We start from the raw sequence: 21,872 nt of genomic DNA on the forward strand, positions 1-21,872 counted from the left end.
CGCATCACATCCTGAACAGGCCGAATTTCGTCGGCTCGATCGGCGCATTCGACGCCGCCGAGATGCCGAGGCCGAGCACGAGCCTGGTGTCGGCCGGGTCGATCACGCCGTCGTCCCACAGACGCGCGGTCGCGTAATAGGGATGCCCCTGGCTCTCATATTGCGCGCGGATCGGCTCGCGGAATTTATCTTCCTCGTCCTTGGACCAGCTATCGCCCCTGGCCTCGATATTGTCGCGCCGGACCTGGCTCAGCACCATCGAGGCCTGCTCGCCGCCCATCACCGAGATGCGCGCGTTCGGCCACATCCACAGGAAGCGCGGTGAGTAGGCGCGGCCGCACATGCCGTAATTGCCGGCGCCGTAGGAGCCGCCGATCACCACCGTGAATTTCGGCACCGATGCCGTCGCGACCGCCGTCACCAGCTTGGCGCCGTCGCGCGCGATGCCGCCCGCCTCGTATTTCTTGCCGACCATGAAGCCGGTGATGTTCTGCAGGAACACCAGCGGAATGCCGCGCTGGCAGCACAGCTCGATGAAGTGCGCCCCCTTCAGCGAGCTCTCGCTGAACAGGATGCCGTTGTTGGCGATGATGCCGACCGGATAGCCCCAGATATGGGCGAAGCCGCACACCAGCGTCGTGCCGTAGAGTTTCTTGAACTCGTCGAACTCGGAGCCATCGACGACGCGGGCGATGATGTCGCGCACGTCGAACGGTTTTCGACCATCGACGGGCACGACGCCGTAGATTTCCTCCGCTGCGAACAGCGGATCGCGCGGCGGATGCATGTTGAGGTTCGGCCGGCTCGACGGCTTCAAGGTGCCGACGATGCGCCGGGCGATGCCGATCGCATGCGCGTCGTTCTGGGCGTAATGATCGGTCACGCCTGATTGCCGCGAATGCACGTCGGCGCCGCCGAGCTCCTCCGCAGTCACGACCTCGCCGGTCGCCGCCTTCACCAGCGGCGGGCCGCCGAGGAAGATGGTGCCCTGGTTGCGGACGATGATGCTCTCGTCCGACATGGCAGGCACATAGGCGCCGCCGGCGGTACATGAGCCCATCACGATCGCGATCTGCGGGATGCCTTGCGACGACATCTGCGCCTGGTTGTAGAAGATGCGGCCGAAGTGGCGCTCGTCCGGAAAGATCTCGTCCTGGAGCGGCAGGAAGGCGCCGCCGGAATCCACCATGTAGACGCAGGGAAGATTGTTCTGCCGCGCGATGTCCTGCGCGCGCAGATGTTTCTTCACGGTCATGGGGTAATAGGTGCCGCCCTTGATGGTGGCGTCGTTGGCGACGATCACGCATTCGCGGCCCGAGATGCGCCCCACCCCCGTGACGACGCTCGCCGAATGCACGTCGCCGCCATAGAGGCCGTAGGCCGCCAGCGGCGACAGCTCCAGGAACGAGGTCCCGGGATCGACCAGCAGGTCGACGCGCTCGCGCGCCAGCATCTTGCCGCGCGAGGTGTGGCGGTTGCGCGAGACCTCGCCGCCGCCGCCGGCGACCTGGCTGAGCTTTTCGCGCAAGTCCGCAACGAGGGAGCGCATGGCCTCGGAATTGCGCGCAAAGTCTGATGAAGACGGATCGATGCTGGAATGGAGCGGCATGTTGTCCCGCGTTTCTGGTGATCAAGTGAGACGCCGCGGTCGGGTGGGACCGCGGCAATTCCAATGGCGCCGGACTTACGCCGTCTCGGCCATCAACTCGCGGCCGATCAGCATGCGGCGGACCTCGGATGTACCCGCGCCGATCTCGTAGAGCTTGGCGTCGCGCCACAGACGTCCAACCGGAAATTCGGATGTGTAGCCGACGCCGCCGAGCGCCTGGATCGCCTCGCCCGCCATCCACGTCGCCTTCTCGGCGGAATAGAGAATCGCGGCCGCGGCATCCTTGCGCAGGGTCCGCACATGGTCGGCGCGGTCGCAGGCGCGCCCCACTGCATAAACATAGGCGCGCGTGGCCTGCCAGGTCGCATACATGTCGGCGAGCTTGCCCTGCATCAGCTGGAAGTCGCCGATCGGCTGGCCGAACTGCTTGCGCTCGTGCATGTAGGGCACCACCGCGTCCATGCAGGCCGCCATGATCCCGAGCGGGCCGCCCGACAGCACCGTGCGCTCATAGTCGAGTCCGGACATCAGCACCCTGACGCCCTCGCCCACCTTGCCGAGCACGTTCTCTTCCGGCACCTCGCACTCGTCGAAGAACAAGGGATAGGTGTTGGAGCCGCGCATGCCGAGCTTGTCGAGATGCTGGCCGTGGGTGAACCCCTTGAAGCCTTTCTCGACCAGGAAGGCGGTCATGCCGCGCGGGCCGGCCTCCGGATCGGTCTTGGCGTAGACGACCAGCACGTCGGCATCGCCGCCATTGGTGATCCACATCTTGGAGCCGTTGAGCACATAGCGGTCGCCGCGCTTGTCGGCGCGCAGCTTCATCGAGACGACGTCGGAGCCGGCACCGGGCTCGGACATCGCGAGCGCGCCGACATGCTCGCCGGAGATCAGCTTGGGCAGATAGCGCTGCCGCTGCGCGTCATTGCCGTTACGCCGGATCTGGTTGACGCAGAGGTTGGAGTGGGCGCCGTAGGAAAGACCCACGGCTGCGGAGCCGCGCGAAATCTCCTCCATGGCGACGATATGGGCGAGATAGCCCATGTTGGAGCCGCCATATTGCTCCGGCGCGGTCATGCCGAGCAGGCCGAGGTCGCCAAGGCGCTTCCAGAGGTCCGCCGGGAATAGGTTGGCCTTCTCGATCTCGGCGGCGCGTGGGGCGATCTCCGCCTCCACGAAGGCGCGCAGCGTGTCGCGCAGCATGCTGATGTCTTCGCCCAGATCGAAATCGATGCTCGGGATGTTCAAGGCGATTCCTCCGTATTCTTGTCGGGTCCGAACCTACCCCCGCCCGGGCGTCCTGGCGGTCGAAAAGGTTGCATTTTCCGCCAAGTTTGGCGAGGATTTTTCATGCCGTTCCAAGCCGCAACCGCGACGCCGCGCCGCGCCATGACCCCAGCCGCCTTCGTCCGCGGCGTGGTTGCCGCCTATGCCCTTTACGGGCGGGATCCGGCCGAAGCATTGGGCAAGGGACAGGTCACCGAGGATCTCGTTCGATCCCAGGACGGACGGGTGACGGCGGCCCAGTTCGAGGCGCTGGCCGGCCACGCCATGCGCGAGCTCGACGACGAGGGGCTCGGCTGGTTCTCGCGCCGGCTGCCTTGGGGAACCTATGGCATGCTGTGCCGTGCCTCGATCACGGCCCCCAATCTCGAAGTCGCGCTAAAGCGCTGGTGCCGACATCATCGCCTGCTGACCGAGGACGTGCTGTTCGAGCTCTCGCTTGGTGATGAGACCGCGACCATCTCCCTTCGCGAACAGCGCGACCTCGGCCACTTGCGCGAATTCTGCCTCGTCACCCTGCTCCGCTATGTCCTCGGCTTCTCCTGCTGGGCGGTCGATTCCGCGATCGCGCTACGTGCGGCTGAGTTTCCCTATTCCGAGCCGGGTCACGTCTCGGTCTATCCGACGATCTTCTGCAGGCATTTGAGCTTTGATGCGGATGGCGCCCGCATCGTCTTCGACAAGCATTATCTCTCGCTGCCGCTCACGCGCAGTCCGGCCGATCTCGACAACATGCTCAAGGGCGCGCTGCGGCTGACCGTGCTGCCCTATCGGCGCGACCGGCTGCTGGTCGAGCGCGTGCGTCGCGTGCTGCGCAACGCGCGCGGACGCAGTCTCGGCGCAGAGGATGTTGCAAGCGAGCTGGCGCTCTCCACCCGCACCATGCACCGGCGCCTGCGCGAGGAAGCGACCTCGCTGCGCGATCTCAAGGAAGAGGCGAAGTTCGAGCTCGCCAAGCAGGAGCTGATGCGTGGCCGCACCCCGATCAAGCGGATCGCGGAGATCGCCGGCTTCCGCAACGAGAAGAGCTTCTCGCGCGCCTTCCGCAGCTGGACCGGCGCCTCGCCGCGCGAGTTTCGCGGACGGTACCGTTAAGGCCTGCGCGAGCGCGCGGCCGCGAATCCCCGGGATGACTCCCGGAGGCCGCGGCTGGAACGCGAGACAGCGCATTGCAGGACTTCTCAAATCACATGTCACAGTTAGGTGAGGTACTAATGTGTCAGTATTCGGCTTTTGTGAAATTCCCGATCGATCCACGCAAGGGAGTCCCCTATCCTGCCGACGCCGCGCCCCCCTGCAACGGCAGCGGCACGTCCTTCGCGACGCCCAGCACCGGGAAGCTGCGGACGTTCTTGACATCAGGCATCGCGGCGAAGTGCAGCAGCTGCTGGCGCATGCTCTCGACGCTCGGCGCGACGCATTTCAGGAGATAATCGGTGTCGCCCGAAATGCGCCAGCACTGCTGGATGCGCGGGATCGCGGCGATCGAGCCCTCGAACGCCTCCAGCACCGGCTGGGCCTGGCTGCCGAGCTGGATCGACACGAACGACACCACCTCATAGCCGAGCAGCCGCTCGTCGATGACGGCACGCACCGCCCGGATCACGCCGCGGCTGAACAGCGACTTCAACCGCCGCAGGCAGTTGGGCGCGGACACGCCGACCCGCAGCGCCAGCTCGTTGTTGCGCACCCGCCCGTCCTGCTGCAGCTCGGATAAGATCTTCAGATCGACGCCGTCGAGCTGGTCACGCCCGGCCATCCCCCACCCCCGCCATGAGCCTGTCATGCGCGGCAGCGAAGCATGGGGTGGAATTGCTGCCAAGGGCCTCGACGGCCGGCTGCCTCTCGCCATGGCCGTCCGCAGCCGTCCGAACGACGGCGTCGCTTCCGCTCGCCTATGTCCCGGCCATCCACGTTCTTCACCCTCCCGCCAAAACGTGGATGCCCGGGACAAGCCCGGGCATGACGACGTCTTGGACGAGAATGGCCTTTAATGCGTCCAGGGCTCGCCGCGCCGGAACGAGAAATTGTCGGCATAGGCGACCGGGCGGCGGATCGAATCCTGGGGCTCGATCACCTGGTAGGCGATGCCCTTGCGCTCGCAATAGGCGACCGCCTCTTCCTTGCTGTCGAAGCGCAGCGTGATCTGCTGCTTCATGTCGCCGGATGAGGTCCAGCCCATCAGCGGCTCGACCGCGCGCGGCTGCTCCGGCTCGTAGTCGAGCTGCCATTCCCGGGTCTTGGACCGGCCGGATTGCATCGCGTTCTTGGCAGGCTTGAAAATGCGTGCGGTCATGGGGTCGTCCGGGCCTCTTCGTCTTTTCGTTCGATTTCGATGCGTCAGGGTGGCAGTTGGTGGAAACCTCAGGGATAGTATAGAGACACCGATCGGGAACTGATCGGTGATTCCGGCCCCCCGGTCACCCACACCGACGGTATAGTCATTATGCTGCACCGTGACAATTCCGTACCCGCCTTCCGCGCCGGGATTCCACCCGGCCGCACTGCCTCGCCGACATCAGCATATCTATCCCCTCCGAGAGCTCCCGTCGCATGGCCTTCCTGAACATCAACGCCACGCTCCCCGAAAAGGGCCGCGATCTCAGGCTCGACCTGTTTCGCGGCGTCGCCAACTGGGCGATCTTCCTCGACCACATCCCCGACAACGTCGTGAACTGGATCACGACCCGCAATTACGGCTTTTCCGACGCGGCCGACCTGTTCGTCTTCATCTCCGGCTACACCGCCTCCTTCGTCTATGCGCGGATGATGCTGGACCGCGGCTTCATCGTCGGCGCCACGCGCCTGACCAAGCGGGTCTGGCAGCTCTACGTCGCCCACATCATCCTGTTCGTGATCTACATCGCCTCGATCAGCTATCTGGCGCTGCGCTTCGGCGATTCGGAGATGATCAACGAGTTCAACGTCGCCGGCCTCGTCGACAACGCCACCGAGACGCTGCGCCAGGGCCTGTTCCTGCGCTTCAAGCCGCTCAATCTCGACGTGCTGCCGCTCTACATCGTGCTGATGGGACTGTTCCCGCCGGTGCTGTGGTTCATGCTGCGCAAGCCCGACGTGACGATGGTGCTGTCGATCGCGCTGTGGCTGGCCGCGCGCCATTTCGGCTGGAATCTGAACGCCTATCCGGCCGGCCAGTGGTACTTCAATCCCTATTGCTGGCAGGTGCTGTTCGTGTTCGGCGCCTGGTGCGCCATGGGCGGCGCGCGGCGCTCGATGACGCTGATCAACGCGCCGGTCACGCTCTATCTCTGCCTCTTCTATCTCCTGTTCGCGCTGGTCATGACCATGGCCGGCCGCTTCCCCGCCATCGGCGGCATGTTCCCGGAATGGCTGTTCTCGGCCTTCAACCCCAACGACAAGACCAACCTTGCGCCCTACCGCTTCATCCATTTCGTCGTGATCGTGATCCTGGTGATCCGCTTCGTGCCGAAGGAATGGCCGGGCTTGGAATGGAAGGTGTTCGATCCCCTGATCGTCTGCGGCCAGCAATCGCTCGCGGTGTTCTGCGTCGGCGTGTTCCTGTCCTTCGTCGGCCATTTCGAGCTGTCGATGAGTTCGGGCTCGCTGTTCGCGCAGCTCTTCGTCAGCATCGCCGGCATCGCGATCATGACGACGGTGGCCTATTACATCTCGTGGTCGAAGCGGCAGGACAAGCCGCTGAAGCCCCCGCCGTCCAAGCCGGCGGCCGCGGCGAAGGCTGCCTGAGTCGGAACGTCCGCTCGTCCAGATGCGCCGTTCCGCTGCCGGTTCGGCCGGGATCGGATTGACCTGCGTCAACCAGGGCCGGCGCCGGCCGACCTAGTGTCGCCGCGACTCGCGCCGCCGCACCGATGTCGGCGCTTCCTCCCGGACCAAAGCACATGCCCTCTCATTTTCACGCCGTGGTATGGATCGACCACTCGCAGGCCCGGATCTTCCATCTCGGCCTGAGCGGCTCCGACGAAATCACGCTGCATCCGCATCTGGCGACGCGTCATCTCCATCACAAGGCCAATGAGATCGGCAGCGGCCATGCCGCGCCCGACAAGACGTTCTACGCTGAGGTGACCAAGGCGCTCGCCGATGCCGGCGAAGTCCTGATCATCGGCCCGGCCAACGCGAAGACCGAGCTCGCCAGCCACATCCGCGCCCACGCGCCCGATGTCGCCAAGCGGATTGCCGCAGTGGAAGCGGCCGATCATCCCTCCGACAACGAGGTCATCGCTTACGCAAAACGTCACTTCAAATTGCCGCTGCCGCGCGTGCAGGCGCCAACCTGAAAGCGGGATGACGATTTACGATCGCATCGCTTCAGGCCGCCTCTTCGCCGTCGAACTCGGTGAATTTCCTGTAGATCCAGTCGCGGCCGTCGTGCCGGCGCCAGACCTTGCCATAAACAAGCTGCCCATTGATCGAGCGGCGCGGCACGATCACGGTCCAGAGGTGCCAGATTTCGGTCCAGCTCGACTGCGGACTGACGGTTTTGAAGTTGCGATCGAAAGACATGACGCAGAACTCACAGGATACGCGCGCCGCGACGAACTGTGATCTTGTATGAGCACGGATTCCAGGCAGCCCATCGCGAGCCGGCACCAATCTGATAACAGCCGCCAAAGTGGCCGCAACAACCGCTCGCCCTTAACCTACATCAACCTTACCTGTCGTGGACTGGTTGGCGGACTGGTTGAAAGCCGGCGCCGGTTTTTCTACAATGCATGCGTGATTTGACAACAGGCGCGCCATTTTCGGGACGCGTGATGAATTTGAACTGACGTCGAGTTTTTAGAGAACTTGGAATTTTGAAAATGAATTTGCAGTGTGCATGTCTGCGCTTGGCGGTGCGATCGACGCCGCCCATCTCGGCCGTCAGGACGTCAGCTCATGAGCCGCCAAAGGCGGCCAACGACAACCAGACGGTCTGGCCGTTCGTGCCGTTTCCGTCCGGCTGGTACGCGTCGAGCTGATTGGCCAATTCTGAAGAACGTGACGCCTGAAAAGCGCAACGCCGCGCAAGCGGAGTATTATCGCTTGGCGGCGTCCGTTAGGTATTGGGCGCTGAAATCCCCAACATCCATATGTCTGTGGCGACAGCCAAAGGTTCGATGAATCTTTGGTAATTCTGCGCTGGCCCGCCCGCGCCAATACCTTGAAAAATCGTGCGGAAGTCGTGCTGCGCAAGGAACGAGCGAAACGGCTTCAGGCCGGGGTCAGGCGCGAGCCGCGCAAGCGTTTCAGCACGCATGCGCCGCTGCGGCGATCGAGCCCGGCTAGACGGCGGCGCTGGCGCTGGACGTGCTGTCGGATGCGCTCGTGGCATTGGTGCCGAGCGATCCTTGCGCGTTGTAGGTCTGTCCGGCCTGATTGCCTTGACTGCCTTGCGCGCTCACGGACGTCTCGACCTCGGTCGTGCCGTCGGAATAGGTGGTCGTGGTGGTGGTGATGCCGTCGATGGTGATGGAGACCTCGCTGACGACGGTCTTCGCCGAGTTGCCACTGCCTCCCGATCCCGAACTTCCCCCCGCCGATTGCGACGATGATGTCTCTGACGTCTCTGACGTCGAGGACGTCGCCGATGTGGCCGACGTCGACGATGCCGCCGTCGTCGATGAGGCCAACGACGTCGCGGTGGACGGGGACGTCGTTACCGCCGCACTGGTTGATGCAATCGCGCTGATCGACATGAAAACCCTCGCTGAAGGAGACCTCGGGCGCAGCGCCGGTTGCGCGCCCTATCCGCTCCTTCAACGCGCCGGACCTGCAAAGCAGGCGCCGGCAGCGTGAGAAAGTTCGATCCGGCACGCATTTTCCAAGCCGGACGGCAGCAACCAATCGCCGCACGGCGCGTTGCAGCTCTTCCTATCCGTCCGGGGCACCGGCACGCGCCAACGATCGGCGCGCGTGCCATGGATGGACGGTCATCTCGTCTCACGTCCGTGTGAGCGGGAGCGCGGTCGGTGAATTTTCTTCGAGCGAGAAGAGACCAATGAACAACGGGCCGCAAGGCAAGGGGATGCTGTGAGCCAGATCGATACGACCGAGAAACTCCCGGAGGCGCCGGAGCCCGAAAGCTCGCTGTTCGCACTGTGCGGACTTGGCGTCGCGGGGATCGTCATGCTGGGCTGGATCTGCGCCCTCGCCTGGATCGCCTGGCGCCTCGCCGATTGGCTGTTGTTCTGATCCGCGGCTGTGGGCCCACAGAAACTGCCGTGTCGTGTTTCTGCCGCCGGCCAAATCTGCCAGTTCCCGTAGGGGCGTCGCGGCGGAGACCTTCATAGGGAACATCATGTGGAATGCCGCTTGCGTCTCGCGGGGGTTCGTCTATCGATTGCCGCCGATTCTTGATAAATTCCTTCTATGACTCGTTGGGTAATTTAATGGGGCGGCACTACGATCGAGCTCGGTGGCTTTGGGTTCTTGCTGCCCTCCCGCCCGCGCTTTTAGTGCTCTTCTTCCTTGTGTTGACGGTCTTTGCAGACCCACAGCACGATGATTTCTGCTTTTCGTACCGTTATGTCGAGCAGGGGCTGATCTCGATCCGGGGCTTTTACGGGGAGCTCGGAGGTCGGATCGTACCCTATGGCCTCATCGACATTCCCGCTGCCATCGCGCAAGCGACAGGCCTGAGTCTGCTGTCCGCCTATTCTCTGACCATGGCAACAGGCGCAGTTGCTTTCCTCGCCGGCTGCATGGCCGCGGTAGCGCGAGCATGGCCGCGCATTCGCGGGCTGCCATCGATTTTCCTCGGTCTCGTTTTCGCCGCTGCGGTGCTGGGTGCTTCGACGAGCGTACGTGATCTGCTCTACTGGCTGCCCGGCGTGGCCTGCTACGTGCCCCCCGCGATCGTTTGCATCCTGATTTTGGCTGAGTGCCTTCGGGCCCTCGATGACAAGATGGAGTTTTCGCCCGGTGCGATCCTTTACATGGCGGCCGGCGGCTTCGTTGCAGCTCTGTGCAACGAGTTTACGGGCATATGGCTCGTCGCGATTCTCGTGGGCTCAATCGTCGCGCGTCGCATGCTTGACCAGAAGATGCAGATCGGCGCTCACGCGCTGATCGCAATTGCCGTCACGGCTGGCTGGGTGGTCGTTGTTGCAGCCAACGGCAACACCGCACGTATGGCGCAGTTCGCCGACAGGGGCCATATCGGCCATTCGCTCCTCGAGGCGCTGCGTTTCGCGATGGTGCAACTCGGACAATTCCTGCGCGAGCCCGCGGTGATCGCATGGCTGGTCGCCGTCGCCGCCTTGACGTACGCAATCCCCAATCGGTCCGAGGCCGCTCATCCCCGTGCGCGCTTCCTGGCGCCCGGCATCATCGTTCTCTGTCTGGCCTGTTGCTACCTCGAATACTTCGCGCACTATTATTCGACGGGGATTCGGTTGGTTGAACGGGCGCAAAACCAAGCGCTGATCCTGCTTCTTTTCGGTTCCGGCCTGTCTGCTTCCTTACTGGTCCGAACCTATCGCAGTCCGCTGGAGCGGATGATTGCGCAGAGCAGGACCATCTCGTCCCTCAGCTCGGGACGCCTTCCCATCGCCCTGGCTTTTCTTGTCGCAGCATTGTTCCTGCTCAGCAAAACGGCGTTCCTGGTCTACGCGGAAGGATCGAGCCTGTACCCGTACTGGCGGGAAACAGTCGCGCGGCACCGGCTCCTTGCGAAGCGCTTCGGTCGTGACAGTGCCGAAGCATCGATGGACGCCGTCTCTGCTGCTGAGTGCCGACGTGATGGTGAATACGGGGTGCATCGCCAGATATTTTGGCAAAGCCGAGCTGATCGTCGTTGAGCCTCCCGCAGATTGATGACTGCCCAATCCACCGGCGGGATTGGCCGGCTTCCAGGCCGGGCAGCGGAATGAGCTCGTTGAATGCGCGGCATCAACCCATCCGAGCAATGAAGACGGAACAGCGTAAGAACCGCGTGTCAGAATCACGTCAGAATCACAGGGAAAAAGTTTAGGAGATTCAACGTCGGGACTGGTCGGGGCAGCTGGATTCGAACCAACGACCTGCAGTACCCAAAGCAGGCGGCGACGGTGGAAAAGACGGCCACTGAATGACAAATAGACTAGCAAAGCCCTCATAAATCACTCAGATTCCTACCAGACCAGCAGTCTGGTACGGACACCAAATGCCAACCACGGCCAGCCTGCATCTTCCCATGGTCTTCCCAGCAAGGGGTGCGATCGATGAAGCTGACGGCGAAAGGCTTTGGAGCAGCGCGGCTGAAGGCCGGCGAAACCGACAAGGTTTTCTTCGACGACGACATTCCCGGCTTCGGCCTCAGGGTCCGCGCCGGCGGCTCGAGGAGCTGGGTCTTCCAGTATACCATCGGCAACAAGCAGCGCCGTATGAGCCTTGGCGCGGCGACGCCGGAGAGCTTCAAGACGGTCAAGGAGCGCGCCCAGGACGGCCGGCGGGAGCACACCGTTAAGCTCGGCATTCGGGAACAGGTTGCGCACCTGCACGCCCGGGTGAAGCTGGGCGAAGATCCGGCCGGCGACAAGACAGAGAGCCGGAAGCGCGCGGCGGACACATTCGAGGCAGTCGCCAAAAAGTTCCTGGCGGCCAAGAAGGCCGCCACCCGGCCCGGCTCCTACGAGGAGGTCGAGCGCCACATCCTCAAGCACGCAAAACCGCTTCACGGCCTGCAGGCGGACAAGATCACCCGGCGCGACATCGCCGAGCTGCTCGGTGTCGTCCGCACCAACAGCGGACCCGTGGCAGCGAATCGCGTCAGGTCGACCCTGTCGGATTTCTTCTCGTGGTCCATGGGCGAAGGTGTCGCCGAGAGCAACCCCGTCATCGGAACCAACAAGACGGAGGAGACCAGCCGCGAGCGAGTGCTGAAAGACTTCGAGCTCCGCTTGATCTGGAAGCACGCGGGCGACGACGACCACGGCACGATCTTGAAACTGATGATGCTCACCGGTCAGCGCGCGGACGAAATTGCGAACCTCCGCCGCACCGAGATTGCCAAAGTCGAGGTTCCCAGGAAGCGTGGCGAGGACGGTATTCCCGAGCTGCCGGCCTTCGAAATCGATGCCATCGACTTGCCGAGCGAGCGAACGAAGAACAAGCGCCCTCACCTCGTTCCGTTGTCGGCCCCGGCGAAGGCCCTACTCGATGCCCGGCCGGAGCGCGCAAACGCCGATGGGAAGCTGCGCGAACATGTTTTTGGAATCGGTCAGGGTGGTTTTTCGGGCTGGTCGCGGTGCAAGGATAGGCTCGACGAGCGCATCACCAAGGATCTGGGACGATCGCTTGAACACTGGCGGCCGCACGATTTGCGCCGGACAATGTCAACCAAGATGAACGACGATCTCGACGTGCTGCCGCATGTTGTTGAGGCGATCTTGAATCATATTTCGAGCGCGGGCAGCGGCAAAAAAGGCGTCGCAGGCACCTACAACCGCGCCATGTATTTGCGAGAGCGCGTTGTCGCCCTTCGCCGATGGGCCAATCATCTCGATGCGATCGTGAACAACGTCATCCAGATGGAGCGAGCTGCATCATGAGCACCTATCAGCCGAATTGGCTTAGGCTCAGCGAGGCAAAGACGCGGATTGTCTCGGTGCTTTCGCTAGAAGAAGCCGGCGCGGAAGCCTGGCTGATCCGCGCTATTCAAGATCAGCTGCGGGCTGATCCAGAGGGTTACGCTGCCCAGACGATGTTTCGTGTACAGGGCTTCCCGACTCAATGGAAGCGCCGCCGCTTTCCAAGAGACTGGCCCGCCCGCCTGACCCCCGACCGCATTGATTGGCAGGCTTCAACGATCCACGGCTTACATCCGGTGACGTTGATGGCGACTGACCTTTTTATTGAAGTAAGCGCGACTGCTATCGGCGCAGGTGAGCGGCCAAGTGCGGACACGGATCCGGATGAACAGGCGGCAGCTCGTCCAGCTTCGGAAGCTCGAATTCGCACGGAAGTGGCCGCAGTATATGCCGAAGCGGCGGGACAAAAGGCCAAACCTCCGAATATCAAAGAACTTGGGAAAGTGGTGCAACAGCGCCTTGCCACTGCTGGCCTCGGTGCAGCACAGATCCAGATTCAGAAAATCGGCGAGGAAGACGCTTTTAAAAAATTAAGACGCCCGCCGGGCGCGACCGTCTTCAGCCAGAGAGGCAAATAGATTTCCAGCTTTCACGCTGCTGGAAATCTGGAAATCTGGCGATGCAATCGGACACCACGGCACAACCACGTCCATCTTAACCAGATGGAGCCGTGAAACCATGAGTGCCCGCCCCCTCACCGCCGCCGAGATCGTCGCCCTTCAGCGCCTGGATCACCTGCCGGACAGCGCCGCGGTGCCGATCAAGTTGGCCGCGCTGTCGAATGGCACGTCGGAGCGCACGTGGCGCCGCAATCCGCCGATTCCGACCTTCCCGCTCAGCGTCGGCAAAAAGGGCTGCAACGTCGGCCTGCTCCGCAAGCTGAACCGCGGCGAGCTCGCGACAAACGCAGCATGAGAAAGCACCGCCCTCGGCAAAAGGGCGGCTTTCTTTTTTCGGATCAGCAATTCGGGATCAGCGACCATGCATAAATCTCAATCATCAATCTGCCGCAACGCACCAACCGCGCCCTCCCCTCAGGAACGCGCTCGCATTTGCGAGGCAATCGGCCGCGAGATAGCGCTCGAATATTTTCGCCGCACGAACTCCAAGCGGGAGGCCCGGGCGCGCATGGCGATCGGCCTCAGGCCCTTTCCTCGGATGATCCGTTGGGGGTGGTGCCAATGACCTCCGCCATCATTCGTCCCCTTATCCCGCGCATCGCACCTGACGGTCCCGGTGGATGGTTCGTCATTCTCGGCTCCAACGGATGGCTCTTCGGATCCCGTCGTGAAGCGCTGCTTGCCGCGCGCGAGCTTACCAACGAGGTGCGGTAATGAGCGCCATCGAAGCGGCATTCTTCGGCGCGCTCGGCCGTGACGCCGAAAGCAAGATATCCGGCTCAGGCAAGTCCTATCTGCGGCTCAACGTACGCGTCGGCGAAGGCGACAACGTCACCTGGGTCAGCGTGATGGCTTTCGACGAAAAAGCCATCGCAGTCGCGGACAAGATGGTGAAGGGCGCCCGCCTCTACGTCGAGGGCAAGCTCGGCCTCGATGAATGGACCGCCCAGGATGGCAGCAAGCGCCACGGCCTGTCGGTGATGTCCTGGCATTGCCGCCTCAGCCAGATCGGCAAGAACAAGCCGCCGAAGCAGAATAAGCCGGGGCCGGCAAGCTTGGGACGCTCGCGCGCAGCAACAAGCGACAATGCCCCGATCAGTGCCGGCGCCGCCGGCTTCGACGACGACATCCCGTTTGCGCCGGAGGTCCGCTAAATGTGCAACGCGAACGGGACCTTAAAAAGCGCGCTTCGCCTTGCAGCCGCCGGCTATCCGGTGTTCCCGATTGCGGTCAGCAAGCGGCCTACTTGCCCGCACGCTTTCAAGGACGCTACGACCGACACGGCCGGCGTCCGCCAGTTATGGCGGGACCATCCGGGCCCGCTGCTCGGAGTGCCGACCGGCAAGGTCACCGACCTGCTCGTGCTCGACCTGGACATCACCAAGCACACAGCCGCGGCCGAATGGTTTGAGCGCCACGCGCCCTATCTGCCCGAAACGCGCCAGCAGACAACACGATCGGGCGGCCTGCATCTGTTTTTCCGGCATGTGGAAGGCGTGCGCAACTCCGCCGGTCGGATCGCGCTCGGCGTTGACGTCCGCGCCGAAGGCGGTTCGATCATCGTGTGGCAGCCCGGGGCATGGCTTGATCACCCTCGCCCTTTGGCCGAGGCTCCGGAATGGCTGCTCGATATGGCAAAGCCAAAGCCGAGCCCGCCACCGCCAATGCTCGACAGAGCCGCCATTTCCGAATCGGCGGCCCGCCGCAAGATCGAGGGCATCGTCGCCACGGTTGCCACCGGCAAGCCAGGACAACGCAACGCCATTGCCTTTTGGGGCGCATCCAGGCTTGCCGAGCTCGTGAAGCAGGCCGTCATCACCCAGGGCGACGCGATCGCCCTCGCCGTCGAGGCTGCCCGCCAAGCCGGCCTTTCTTCACAAGAAGCACAGCGAACGGTTGCGAGTGCATTCCGGGGGGCTCGATGACAACCGACAATGTTCTCGTGGAATTCGTCAGCAATGCACGCAAGAAGAAGCAGAGCCGCGCCAAATGGCTCGACCAGTGCATCAAAAGCGAGACAGGGAAGCCGATACCGAATCTGGCGAATGCCTTAATCGGCCTGCGCGCAGAGATGCCGGATTCGTTTGCCCATGACGACATGGCGTCCGTGGCCATGCTCATGCGCCCGATCGAGCCGGAGAGAACCGACTTCTCCCCTCGCCCCTGCAACGATGTCGACGTCGGCGTGGTGCAGGAACGGCTACAGCATCTCGGCCTGACCCGGCTCAGCAAGGATGTCATTCATCAGGCCGTAGATATCCGCGCCGCCGAGTGTCACTTCCATCCGGTCCGGACATATTTGAGCAATCTGACGTGGGACCGCGTGCCTCGGATTTCGACGCTCTTCACGGCTTATTTCGGCGCTACTGCAACCGACTATGCGGCCGCGATCTCGGCAATGTTCATGGTGGGCATGGTCGCGAGGATCTTTGAGCCAGGATGCAAGGCCGACCACATGGTTGTCCTCGAGGGAGCGCAGGGCACGCTCAAGTCAACCGCATGCCGAGTGCTGGGCGGGGAATTCTTCTCCGACAACCTGCCGGACGTAGCCGCGGGTAAAGACGTTTCACAGCACATTCGGGGCAAGTGGCTGATCGAAGTATCGGAAATGCACGCGATGAACCGCGCCGAGACCACACTGCTCAAGGCCTTCATCACACGCCAAGTCGAGCGTTATCGGCCGAGCTACGGCCGCAAGGAAGTGATCGAGCCGCGCCAGTGCGTTTTCATCGGGACCACCAACCGGGACACCTATTTGCGCGACGAAACCGGCGGCCGCCGCTTCTGGCCAATCAAGGCGGGAAAGATCAATGTCAAAGCCCTCGCCCTAGATCGCGATCAGCTCTTCGCAGAGGCCGTGCAGAGCTATCGTGACGGCGATGGATGGTGGCCCGACAAGGACTTCGAGCGCGAGCACATCGCTCCCGAACAGTCTGCGCGCTACGAGACGGACGTCTGGGAAGACAGCATCGCTGATTACCTAAGGACCAACACAAAGGTCACCGTCGGTCAGATTGCCAAGGAAGCCCTGCACATCGAAACCCCGCGCATCGGAAGGGCCGAACAGAACCGCATCATTGCTGCCATGGAGCGCATCGGCTGGCGAAAAGAGAAGAAGGATTGGCAGGGTAAAACGTGGTGGATAGCAACGTGACCCGTTCGAATGGATGTCGGCCAAACAAGGACACACAAAGACAGGTTGCCCCTTTCACCACACCCGACAGACCCGACCACACCCGATATTCCATATAGGGACTGTGAAATCTACGACCAACACGTTGTGAATATTAGGTCAGGTCAGGTCTGGTGGGTGGTTGGAAAGGTCACGTTGGGACGTGTCGTGCTCACGCGGTCGAGGCTCGAATTGTCTAGCTCGCCCTCACCTTCGCGTTCACGAGTGTGATCTGCCTAGCTGCATCTGCTTCGCACCCGGCCAATGGCCTCACCGGCAGTGCATAAGACTGCTGGTCGCACTTGAAAAACTGCTGCAAATCACGGAAATTGTGCCCGTCAGTGCTTCGCCGAGCGAACATTGGGAAGACCATGGGAAGGGATTTCGCGCGCGATGCTAACCACGTCTTCAACGATAGCAGTATCAGTCGGCGCCGGATCGAGGCCGGGGGTGCCCCCCGCAATTCTGAGCGCGGCCAGGCGGACCCCCGGGGGGAAAATCGGCGACCGAACTCGAACGCTGGTAAATCGTTCGCGCGGTTTCTGCCTTCAAGTCCCCGACCCGATTTTAGTTTTCGCCCGCAAACATCCGAGCTTCAGCGCCGCGGAGGCGTGTCATCTGGGGTGGCCGGTCCCCAGGGAGGCTACCGGCCGAAATTTTTGGAGGCACCGAAAATGTCTGAGCCCGCGCCGTTCTTCCACCTGACCTTGACCCGCCGCACCGGAGCATTTGGCGAAACGGCGGCATCGGAAGCCAACGAGGTCAAGAACCTTCTCCAGCGTGCTGCGCACGTCATTGCGAGTGGTGCGCCGATCGACAAGCCCGAGCAGCGTGAGTTGAAGTGCTCGGGCGGTCACGTCGTGGGATATTTTGAATTCTCGGAGGACGCGATCAAAGGACCCGGCCCGGGCTTCGATCGCACCCACTTCCGGACGCCGTCGGCCCTTGAGCTTGCCAACCGGCCGAGGGGCACATGAACCAGGCGCTGATCCAGCCGCGCACAGTCTATCACCGGGCCACCGGCGCGACGGTGATGAATGGCGTCGACGCGGCGGCCGCGGTGTCGAACCACCCGCTCGAATGGTCCTATGAGCCGTGGACTGCAGAGACGCTGGAAAAGGCGGAAGCCGCTGTCCGACGCGAAGCTGAACTGAGCGCCGTGCCGGTCGTCGGCGCGCTGAAGGAGTGACACCGATGCCCATCAAGGTAACTCGACACGCCAACCCGCCCGCGCCGGCATCCCGGCCCATCAAGACGTTCACATCACCGGCACCCTCGCGCGCGCAGCCCGTTCGACCGCCCTCAGACGGCGGCACCGAGACGTCTCGGGAAGCGATCCGGATTGCGAAGAGCCCGCCCAGCATCAATTCCACCCAACAGCGCTTTTGAATTGTCCCGGGAGTTGTGAGCAATGACTGAGACCCTTGGCAACATCACGGGATCCACCGCAGCGCCGCCCGCGTCTGATTCTGGCGAGCTCGGCCCATCGGCAAGCCCGCCCCCGCCCCCGGCGCCGGCGCAACGGGTAACGGTCGGATCGAAGGAATGGGCAGAATTGCCGGCCGAGGCGCGACATGCCCAATTGCGCGGCCCTGAGAACCCGCGGGCGCGAGGTCATTCCCCCGCACGAGATCAGCGCGAGGCCACCGAGGCGCGAAATGCGGCGCCCGCAGCGGCAACAACGGGAGATGATCCGGCCGCGCCGTCGGGCGAAAAGTTCAAGGTCGGCAAGTACGAACTATCCGAGGCCGAGGTCGCCACGATGATGGAGCGCCAGGCGCTCGACGACTTGCGCAAGGCAACGATCCCGCCGACGCCAGACAAATACGAGGCGAAGCTTCCCGCCGACTTCAAGGCTCCGGAGGGCATCGACTACAAATTTGACGCGAGCGACCCGAGCATCGTGGCGGCCCGGAATTGGGCACATGCCAAGGGACTTTCGCAGGACGATTTTTCGCAACTGCTCTCGCTGCACGCGGCGCACGTCACCGGCCAGGAAGCAGCGCTGGCAGAAAGAGCGCGGGCCGAGATTACCAAGGCAGGCGTCAACGCACCGCAACGGGTCGACGCGGTGGGGCGCTGGATTACGGCAGAAGTCGGCGAAGCGGACGCCAAACCGATCCGCGCCACGATCGTGACCGACGCGCATTTGCGCTTCTACGAAAAAATCATGAGCAGGCTTACCTCGCAGGGCGTTGCCCCGTTTTCGCAACAGCACCGCGTACCGCCGGACACCGGCGGAATCCCCGGGTACGAGAACATGAGCTTTGAACAGAGGCGTTACGCCCAGGAACAGCGCGCCGGGCGGATGCGGTAACAATGGGCAGCATGGCACCCTTACCGCCACCCGATGAAGGCGCGGCCCGCTGTTGTTTCTGCTGGATCGACGGCATCAGCACGGCGCCGATTCGCGGTTGGGATGGCATCCCGATGTGCCGGGCGCATCTTGCCAAAACTCTCGAAAAGAATCTTCCGCTGGCCACGACGCGAACGGATATTGCCGCCGCGTCCGCCCTGCTGTTGCATTGAGGACAGAAAATGCGCGGTGAACCATGAGCACAGCGGACTTTCCTGAAGGCATCATCGTTCGAACAGAGGGTGATTTGCTCGAGGCACTGACTGCGGCAAGAGTGGCGCGCGGGCTCTCGAATGAATTTTGCGATACGCGCGCGGGGCTGACGAGAGGGCATGTTGACAAGTGCTTGGGGCCCACCCGCGCCAAGTCCCTGTCACCCATGCTGTTCGACACACTCAATGAGCTGTTCGCAATCCAGTTCATCATGATGCCGAATCCCGAGGCAGAGGCGCGGCAGAAGGCACGCTGGGAAGGCAGAGACCTCACGAATGTCCGTATGGGTGGTCCGAGCATTGGCAAACACGCGATGGGACGCGCCAAGCCGAAGATCCTTGAGGACTTCGGCGCAAAGCTCGCTCTGTTCCTCGGCGATGATGTCGATCACCTCCTTTTCGGAATGAACGCCAGTCGACTACCGGAACAAGCGGATATCGCCACCGAGCCCGCTGCCAATCCAGAGCCCCTTGTGCCGGTGCCACCCGTGCTCGTTCATGAGCAGGACAAGCCGAAAGGCAAGAAGACCTCGTCGCGCAAGGCCGCGGAAACGCACTCGCATCTGCACGTCGTTCAGGTGAAGCGCCGCGCCTGAGTGCGTTGCGGTCAACATTCCTTCCTCGCCATCATCCGCGCATTGCTCGTCGGAAACGGGCTGCGCGGACGCTCTTTCCAAATCTTCAGAGGGCCGTCCGGTGAACGCTTAGTTCGCCCGCTCGCGCAGGGTTTTCCGGCCGGTACGGCTCTCTGGAGACCTCGATCGTGGCGAACACCAATTGGCATCCCATCGAACAGGCACCACGCGGTGCCGGACCACTGCTCTTGCGGTCGGGCTCTGGGCCCCTCGATCCCGTTTTCATCGGCAGCCAGGCCGATGCTGGCCAGTGGCTAGCCGGCGATGTCGAAGTTCATCCGCTCTTCTTCGCAGAGATTCCGCAATTCGACGCGGACGACAGTGGAGTGGCGGCATGAACATCATCCGCCGCGTTATTCTCGCGCTTGCGCTGTCCGCCAGCCTCACGCCGGCATTCGGACAATCGCCGCCGCCGGTGCCGACGCTGCCTGATGCAGAACGGCGCACCAGCTATTCGATCACCGCCTCGACGTGCAATTGCAATATCAACTTCGCAATTTTCGGGGACAGCACCGATGTAGGCAATTGGGTGCAGGTCTGGGTCAATGGCGTGCAGGTCCCGCAGTCCGGAAACTGGACCATCACCAGCCCGACGGGACCGCTGGCGACGATCCCGCGTCCGATCACCGACGCGGTGCTGACATTTACGACTGCGCAGACCGGAACGGTGGAAATCGTCGGTGCTCGCCGCCCTCGTCGCCTATCGCAGTTTGGCGAGAACCGCGGCGTCGCCGCCCGTGACCTCAACCTCGCGATCACCGACCTTGTCGCCGAGAACCGCGAGCAGTGGGATGCGCTGATCCGCACGATGACGGCACCGCCAGGCGATACGCAGGTGCCGATGGTGCTGCCGTCCGCGAGCAACCGCGCAAGCAAGATACTCGGCTTCGATGCCAATGGTGGCGTCGCGATATATTCGCAGGTCGGCGGCGGGACCGGCAATGTCACTGGGCCGGTGAGCTCGATCAATAACGATCTGGCCTGCTTCAACGGCACGACCGGTCAGGTGATCAAGGATTGTGGCACGGGACTTCCGCTCGCGCTCACCCAGGGTGGCACAGGCCAGACCAGCGCGGCCACTGCGCGCGGCTCCTCCGGCCTCAACATCGACCAGTACACGCCGCGCGGCGACAGCATCTACACGATCCTGTCCACGGACCGGACAGTCGGCACCAATGCCGCTTTCACCGCGGCGCGCATCTGGACATTGCCGGCAGCCAATTCCGTCAACGCTGGCCAGACCATTGTGGTCGCGGACTTTGCGGGAGGGGTGTCGTCTAGCAACACGCTGACCGTTCAGCGCGCCGGCTCCGACACGATTGTTGGTGGCACGACCTCCACGACTGCAGTCATAGCAATCTCCGGTGGCCGCCTTGATTTCCGCAGTGATGGCATCTCGAAATGGTCCGTCGCGACGAAGTCTGCGAGCACGTCCACCAATCTCGGCACCAAAACGCCGATGGATTATAGCGCGGCATGCGACGGCACAACCGACGATTCGACGGCGCTGCAGGCATGGCTCGACGGCATCAAGACCAATGCCTTCACGGGCTGGATCCCTGCCGGCCGCACATGCATCTTCAATGGCCTGCTGTCGATTTCCAGCGGAACGACGATATACGCATACGGCGCGACGCTGAAACTGAAGAACAGCGGCAACGCCAACTCAGGCCTCGTCTGCGGACCGACGACGCAACTTGGCGGCCCGGTCGACGTCGTCAATATTTTTGGCGGCACACTCGACGGCAATCGTGTCAACCAGACCAACAGCCTCGGAAGCGGCGCTGGCCTTTACTGCATCAGCGCGACCCGTGTTCATGTGCGCGATACCAAGTCGATCAACTGGCGCGTAGACGGCTTCTATTTCGGAGGAACTACGGCCGGCGGTGGCCAGGGCAAGTCCGCATTTGTATTCCTTGAGAATCTGGAAGCGTCTGGCAACTATCGCACCGGGATGTCTGTGGTCGGCGTGGACCGCATGGTCATCATCGGTGGCTTTTTTAATTCAACCAGCAACACCAACAATGACGGAACTCAATGTGGCGTCGACTTCGAACCAGACGCAGCTACTAGCGCAAACACCAACATCACAGTTGTAGGGGCTTCAGCTTCCGGCAACGGCGGCACGTTGTCGACAACAGGTGGTAGCGGCTTCTGCGTTTTGGGCAGCCCATCGAACACGCAAAATCTTGTGCTCTATGGCCTGAATGCTGTCTCGAACCAGCGCTATGGCATCGACACATTTGCGAGCGGTGGACCGCCGAATGTTCGCCTGTCGGCCATGTCGGGCAGCGGCAACGGCACGGCGCTGGTGAACACATCCAACGTTGTAGACTGGTTTCCGACCGGCATCGCTGCCGGCGCGGCGAACAGCGGCGGCGCCGGTTTCCGGACCGTCAACATTCCGAACTGAGCCAGTAGCATGACAAA

At 62.8% G+C, this 21,872-nt stretch carries 26 protein-coding genes; 20 read left to right on the forward strand and 6 right to left on the reverse strand.

The features are described from left to right. Positions 1–4: 4 nt before the first annotated feature. On the reverse strand, positions 5–1,609 hold the full coding sequence (locus XI09_RS27605; protein WP_271569640.1) for a carboxyl transferase domain-containing protein: 1,605 nt from the start codon (positions 1,607–1,609) through the stop codon (positions 5–7). A 75-nt stretch (positions 1,610–1,684) separates the two neighbouring features. After that, entirely contained in the window at positions 1,685–2,812 is a 1,128-nt protein-coding gene (locus XI09_RS27610) for an isovaleryl-CoA dehydrogenase (protein WP_271569667.1), read from the reverse strand. Positions 2,813–2,959: 147 nt separating this feature from the next. Here XI09_RS27610 and XI09_RS27615 point away from each other — a divergent pair, with 147 nt between their 5' ends. Next, positions 2,960–3,988: an AraC family transcriptional regulator gene (locus tag XI09_RS27615; RefSeq protein WP_271569641.1), complete on the forward strand. Its 1,029-nt coding sequence runs from the start codon at positions 2,960–2,962 to the stop codon at positions 3,986–3,988. Between the two features lie 175 nt (positions 3,989–4,163). Here the strand turns inward: XI09_RS27615 and XI09_RS27620 are convergent, their stop codons facing one another. Together XI09_RS27620 and XI09_RS27625 are read right to left on the reverse strand one after the other, a co-directional pair. Continuing rightward, on the reverse strand, positions 4,164–4,652 hold the full coding sequence (locus tag XI09_RS27620) for an Lrp/AsnC family transcriptional regulator (RefSeq protein ID WP_271569642.1): 489 nt from the start codon (positions 4,650–4,652) through the stop codon (positions 4,164–4,166). 231 nt (positions 4,653–4,883) lie between these two features. Further along, positions 4,884–5,189 carry an ETC complex I subunit gene (locus tag XI09_RS27625; protein WP_028171332.1) on the reverse strand — a complete coding sequence of 102 codons (306 nt, stop codon included), beginning with the start codon at positions 5,187–5,189 and terminating at the stop codon, positions 4,884–4,886. 257 nt (positions 5,190–5,446) lie between these two features. Here XI09_RS27625 and XI09_RS27630 point away from each other — a divergent pair, with 257 nt between their 5' ends. Further along, positions 5,447–6,619: an OpgC domain-containing protein gene (locus XI09_RS27630; RefSeq protein WP_271569643.1), complete on the forward strand. Its 1,173-nt coding sequence runs from the start codon at positions 5,447–5,449 to the stop codon at positions 6,617–6,619. Positions 6,620–6,774: 155 nt separating this feature from the next. Beyond that, complete coding sequence (locus XI09_RS27635) at positions 6,775–7,173, forward strand: translational machinery protein (RefSeq protein ID WP_271569644.1); 399 nt, start codon at positions 6,775–6,777, stop codon at positions 7,171–7,173. A gap of 31 nt (positions 7,174–7,204) precedes the next feature. On the opposite strand, the gene XI09_RS27640 is transcribed toward XI09_RS27635, so the two are convergent. Both XI09_RS27640 and XI09_RS27645 read right to left on the reverse strand, forming a co-directional pair. Then, positions 7,205–7,399, reverse strand: a complete 195-nt coding sequence (locus XI09_RS27640; protein ID WP_092182243.1) for a hypothetical protein — start codon at positions 7,397–7,399, stop codon at positions 7,205–7,207. 535 nt (positions 7,400–7,934) lie between these two features. Next, the gene (locus tag XI09_RS27645; protein WP_271569645.1) at positions 7,935–8,135 is read right to left on the reverse strand and encodes a hypothetical protein; all 201 of its coding nucleotides are present in this window, start codon (positions 8,133–8,135) and stop codon (positions 7,935–7,937) included. 185 nt (positions 8,136–8,320) lie between these two features. Here XI09_RS27645 and XI09_RS27650 point away from each other — a divergent pair, with 185 nt between their 5' ends. From XI09_RS27650 to XI09_RS27730, 17 genes are all read left to right on the forward strand, one after another. Next, complete coding sequence (locus tag XI09_RS27650; RefSeq protein ID WP_271569646.1) at positions 8,321–8,674, forward strand: hypothetical protein; 354 nt, start codon at positions 8,321–8,323, stop codon at positions 8,672–8,674. A 234-nt stretch (positions 8,675–8,908) separates the two neighbouring features. Continuing rightward, complete coding sequence (locus tag XI09_RS27655) at positions 8,909–9,070, forward strand: RNA-binding protein (RefSeq protein ID WP_271569647.1); 162 nt, start codon at positions 8,909–8,911, stop codon at positions 9,068–9,070. A 263-nt stretch (positions 9,071–9,333) separates the two neighbouring features. After that, the gene (locus XI09_RS27660) at positions 9,334–10,677 is read left to right on the forward strand and encodes a DUF6056 family protein (protein WP_271569648.1); all 1,344 of its coding nucleotides are present in this window, start codon (positions 9,334–9,336) and stop codon (positions 10,675–10,677) included. 402 nt (positions 10,678–11,079) lie between these two features. Beyond that, a complete protein-coding gene (locus XI09_RS27665) occupies positions 11,080–12,408 on the forward strand; it encodes a tyrosine-type recombinase/integrase (protein WP_271569649.1) in 1,329 nt (442 codons plus the stop codon). Beyond that, positions 12,405–13,025 (forward strand): hypothetical protein, encoded by a 621-nt coding sequence (locus XI09_RS27670; RefSeq protein ID WP_271569650.1) that lies wholly within the window; start codon positions 12,405–12,407, stop codon positions 13,023–13,025. Before XI09_RS27665 ends, XI09_RS27670 begins: the two co-directional genes overlap by 4 nt. A 100-nt stretch (positions 13,026–13,125) precedes the next feature. After that, a complete protein-coding gene (locus tag XI09_RS27675; protein WP_271569651.1) occupies positions 13,126–13,362 on the forward strand; it encodes a hypothetical protein in 237 nt (78 codons plus the stop codon). Positions 13,363–13,628: 266 nt separating this feature from the next. Continuing rightward, on the forward strand, positions 13,629–13,781 hold the full coding sequence (locus XI09_RS27680; protein ID WP_271569652.1) for a hypothetical protein: 153 nt from the start codon (positions 13,629–13,631) through the stop codon (positions 13,779–13,781). Next, positions 13,781–14,221, forward strand: coding sequence for a single-stranded DNA-binding protein (locus XI09_RS27685; RefSeq protein WP_271569653.1), 441 nt, complete (start codon positions 13,781–13,783; stop codon positions 14,219–14,221). The genes XI09_RS27680 and XI09_RS27685 overlap by 1 nt, the downstream gene beginning before the upstream one ends. Beyond that, complete coding sequence (locus tag XI09_RS27690) at positions 14,222–14,992, forward strand: bifunctional DNA primase/polymerase (protein WP_271569654.1); 771 nt, start codon at positions 14,222–14,224, stop codon at positions 14,990–14,992. After that, positions 14,989–16,221, forward strand: coding sequence for a virulence-associated E family protein (locus XI09_RS27695; protein WP_271569655.1), 1,233 nt, complete (start codon positions 14,989–14,991; stop codon positions 16,219–16,221). Before XI09_RS27690 ends, XI09_RS27695 begins: the two co-directional genes overlap by 4 nt. 692 nt (positions 16,222–16,913) lie before the next feature. Beyond that, positions 16,914–17,216: a hypothetical protein gene (locus XI09_RS27700; protein ID WP_271569656.1), complete on the forward strand. Its 303-nt coding sequence runs from the start codon at positions 16,914–16,916 to the stop codon at positions 17,214–17,216. Then, the gene (locus tag XI09_RS27705; protein ID WP_271569657.1) at positions 17,213–17,428 is read left to right on the forward strand and encodes a hypothetical protein; all 216 of its coding nucleotides are present in this window, start codon (positions 17,213–17,215) and stop codon (positions 17,426–17,428) included. Before XI09_RS27700 ends, XI09_RS27705 begins: the two co-directional genes overlap by 4 nt. A gap of 222 nt (positions 17,429–17,650) precedes the next feature. Further along, the gene (locus XI09_RS27710) at positions 17,651–18,556 is read left to right on the forward strand and encodes a hypothetical protein (protein WP_271569658.1); all 906 of its coding nucleotides are present in this window, start codon (positions 17,651–17,653) and stop codon (positions 18,554–18,556) included. A gap of 2 nt (positions 18,557–18,558) precedes the next feature. Continuing rightward, positions 18,559–18,768 carry a hypothetical protein gene (locus XI09_RS27715; RefSeq protein ID WP_271569659.1) on the forward strand — a complete coding sequence of 70 codons (210 nt, stop codon included), beginning with the start codon at positions 18,559–18,561 and terminating at the stop codon, positions 18,766–18,768. Positions 18,769–18,791: 23 nt separating this feature from the next. Next, entirely contained in the window at positions 18,792–19,403 is a 612-nt protein-coding gene (locus XI09_RS27720; RefSeq protein ID WP_271569660.1) for a hypothetical protein, read from the forward strand. A 167-nt stretch (positions 19,404–19,570) separates the two neighbouring features. After that, complete coding sequence (locus XI09_RS27725) at positions 19,571–19,780, forward strand: hypothetical protein (RefSeq protein ID WP_271569661.1); 210 nt, start codon at positions 19,571–19,573, stop codon at positions 19,778–19,780. After that, positions 19,777–21,855, forward strand: coding sequence for a hypothetical protein (locus XI09_RS27730; RefSeq protein WP_271569662.1), 2,079 nt, complete (start codon positions 19,777–19,779; stop codon positions 21,853–21,855). Before XI09_RS27725 ends, XI09_RS27730 begins: the two co-directional genes overlap by 4 nt. The last annotated feature ends 17 nt before the right edge of the window (positions 21,856–21,872 follow it).

The sequence above is a fragment of the Bradyrhizobium sp. CCBAU 11386 genome, assembly GCF_028128955.1.
In the GTDB taxonomy this organism is placed as follows: domain Bacteria; phylum Pseudomonadota; class Alphaproteobacteria; order Rhizobiales; family Xanthobacteraceae; genus Bradyrhizobium.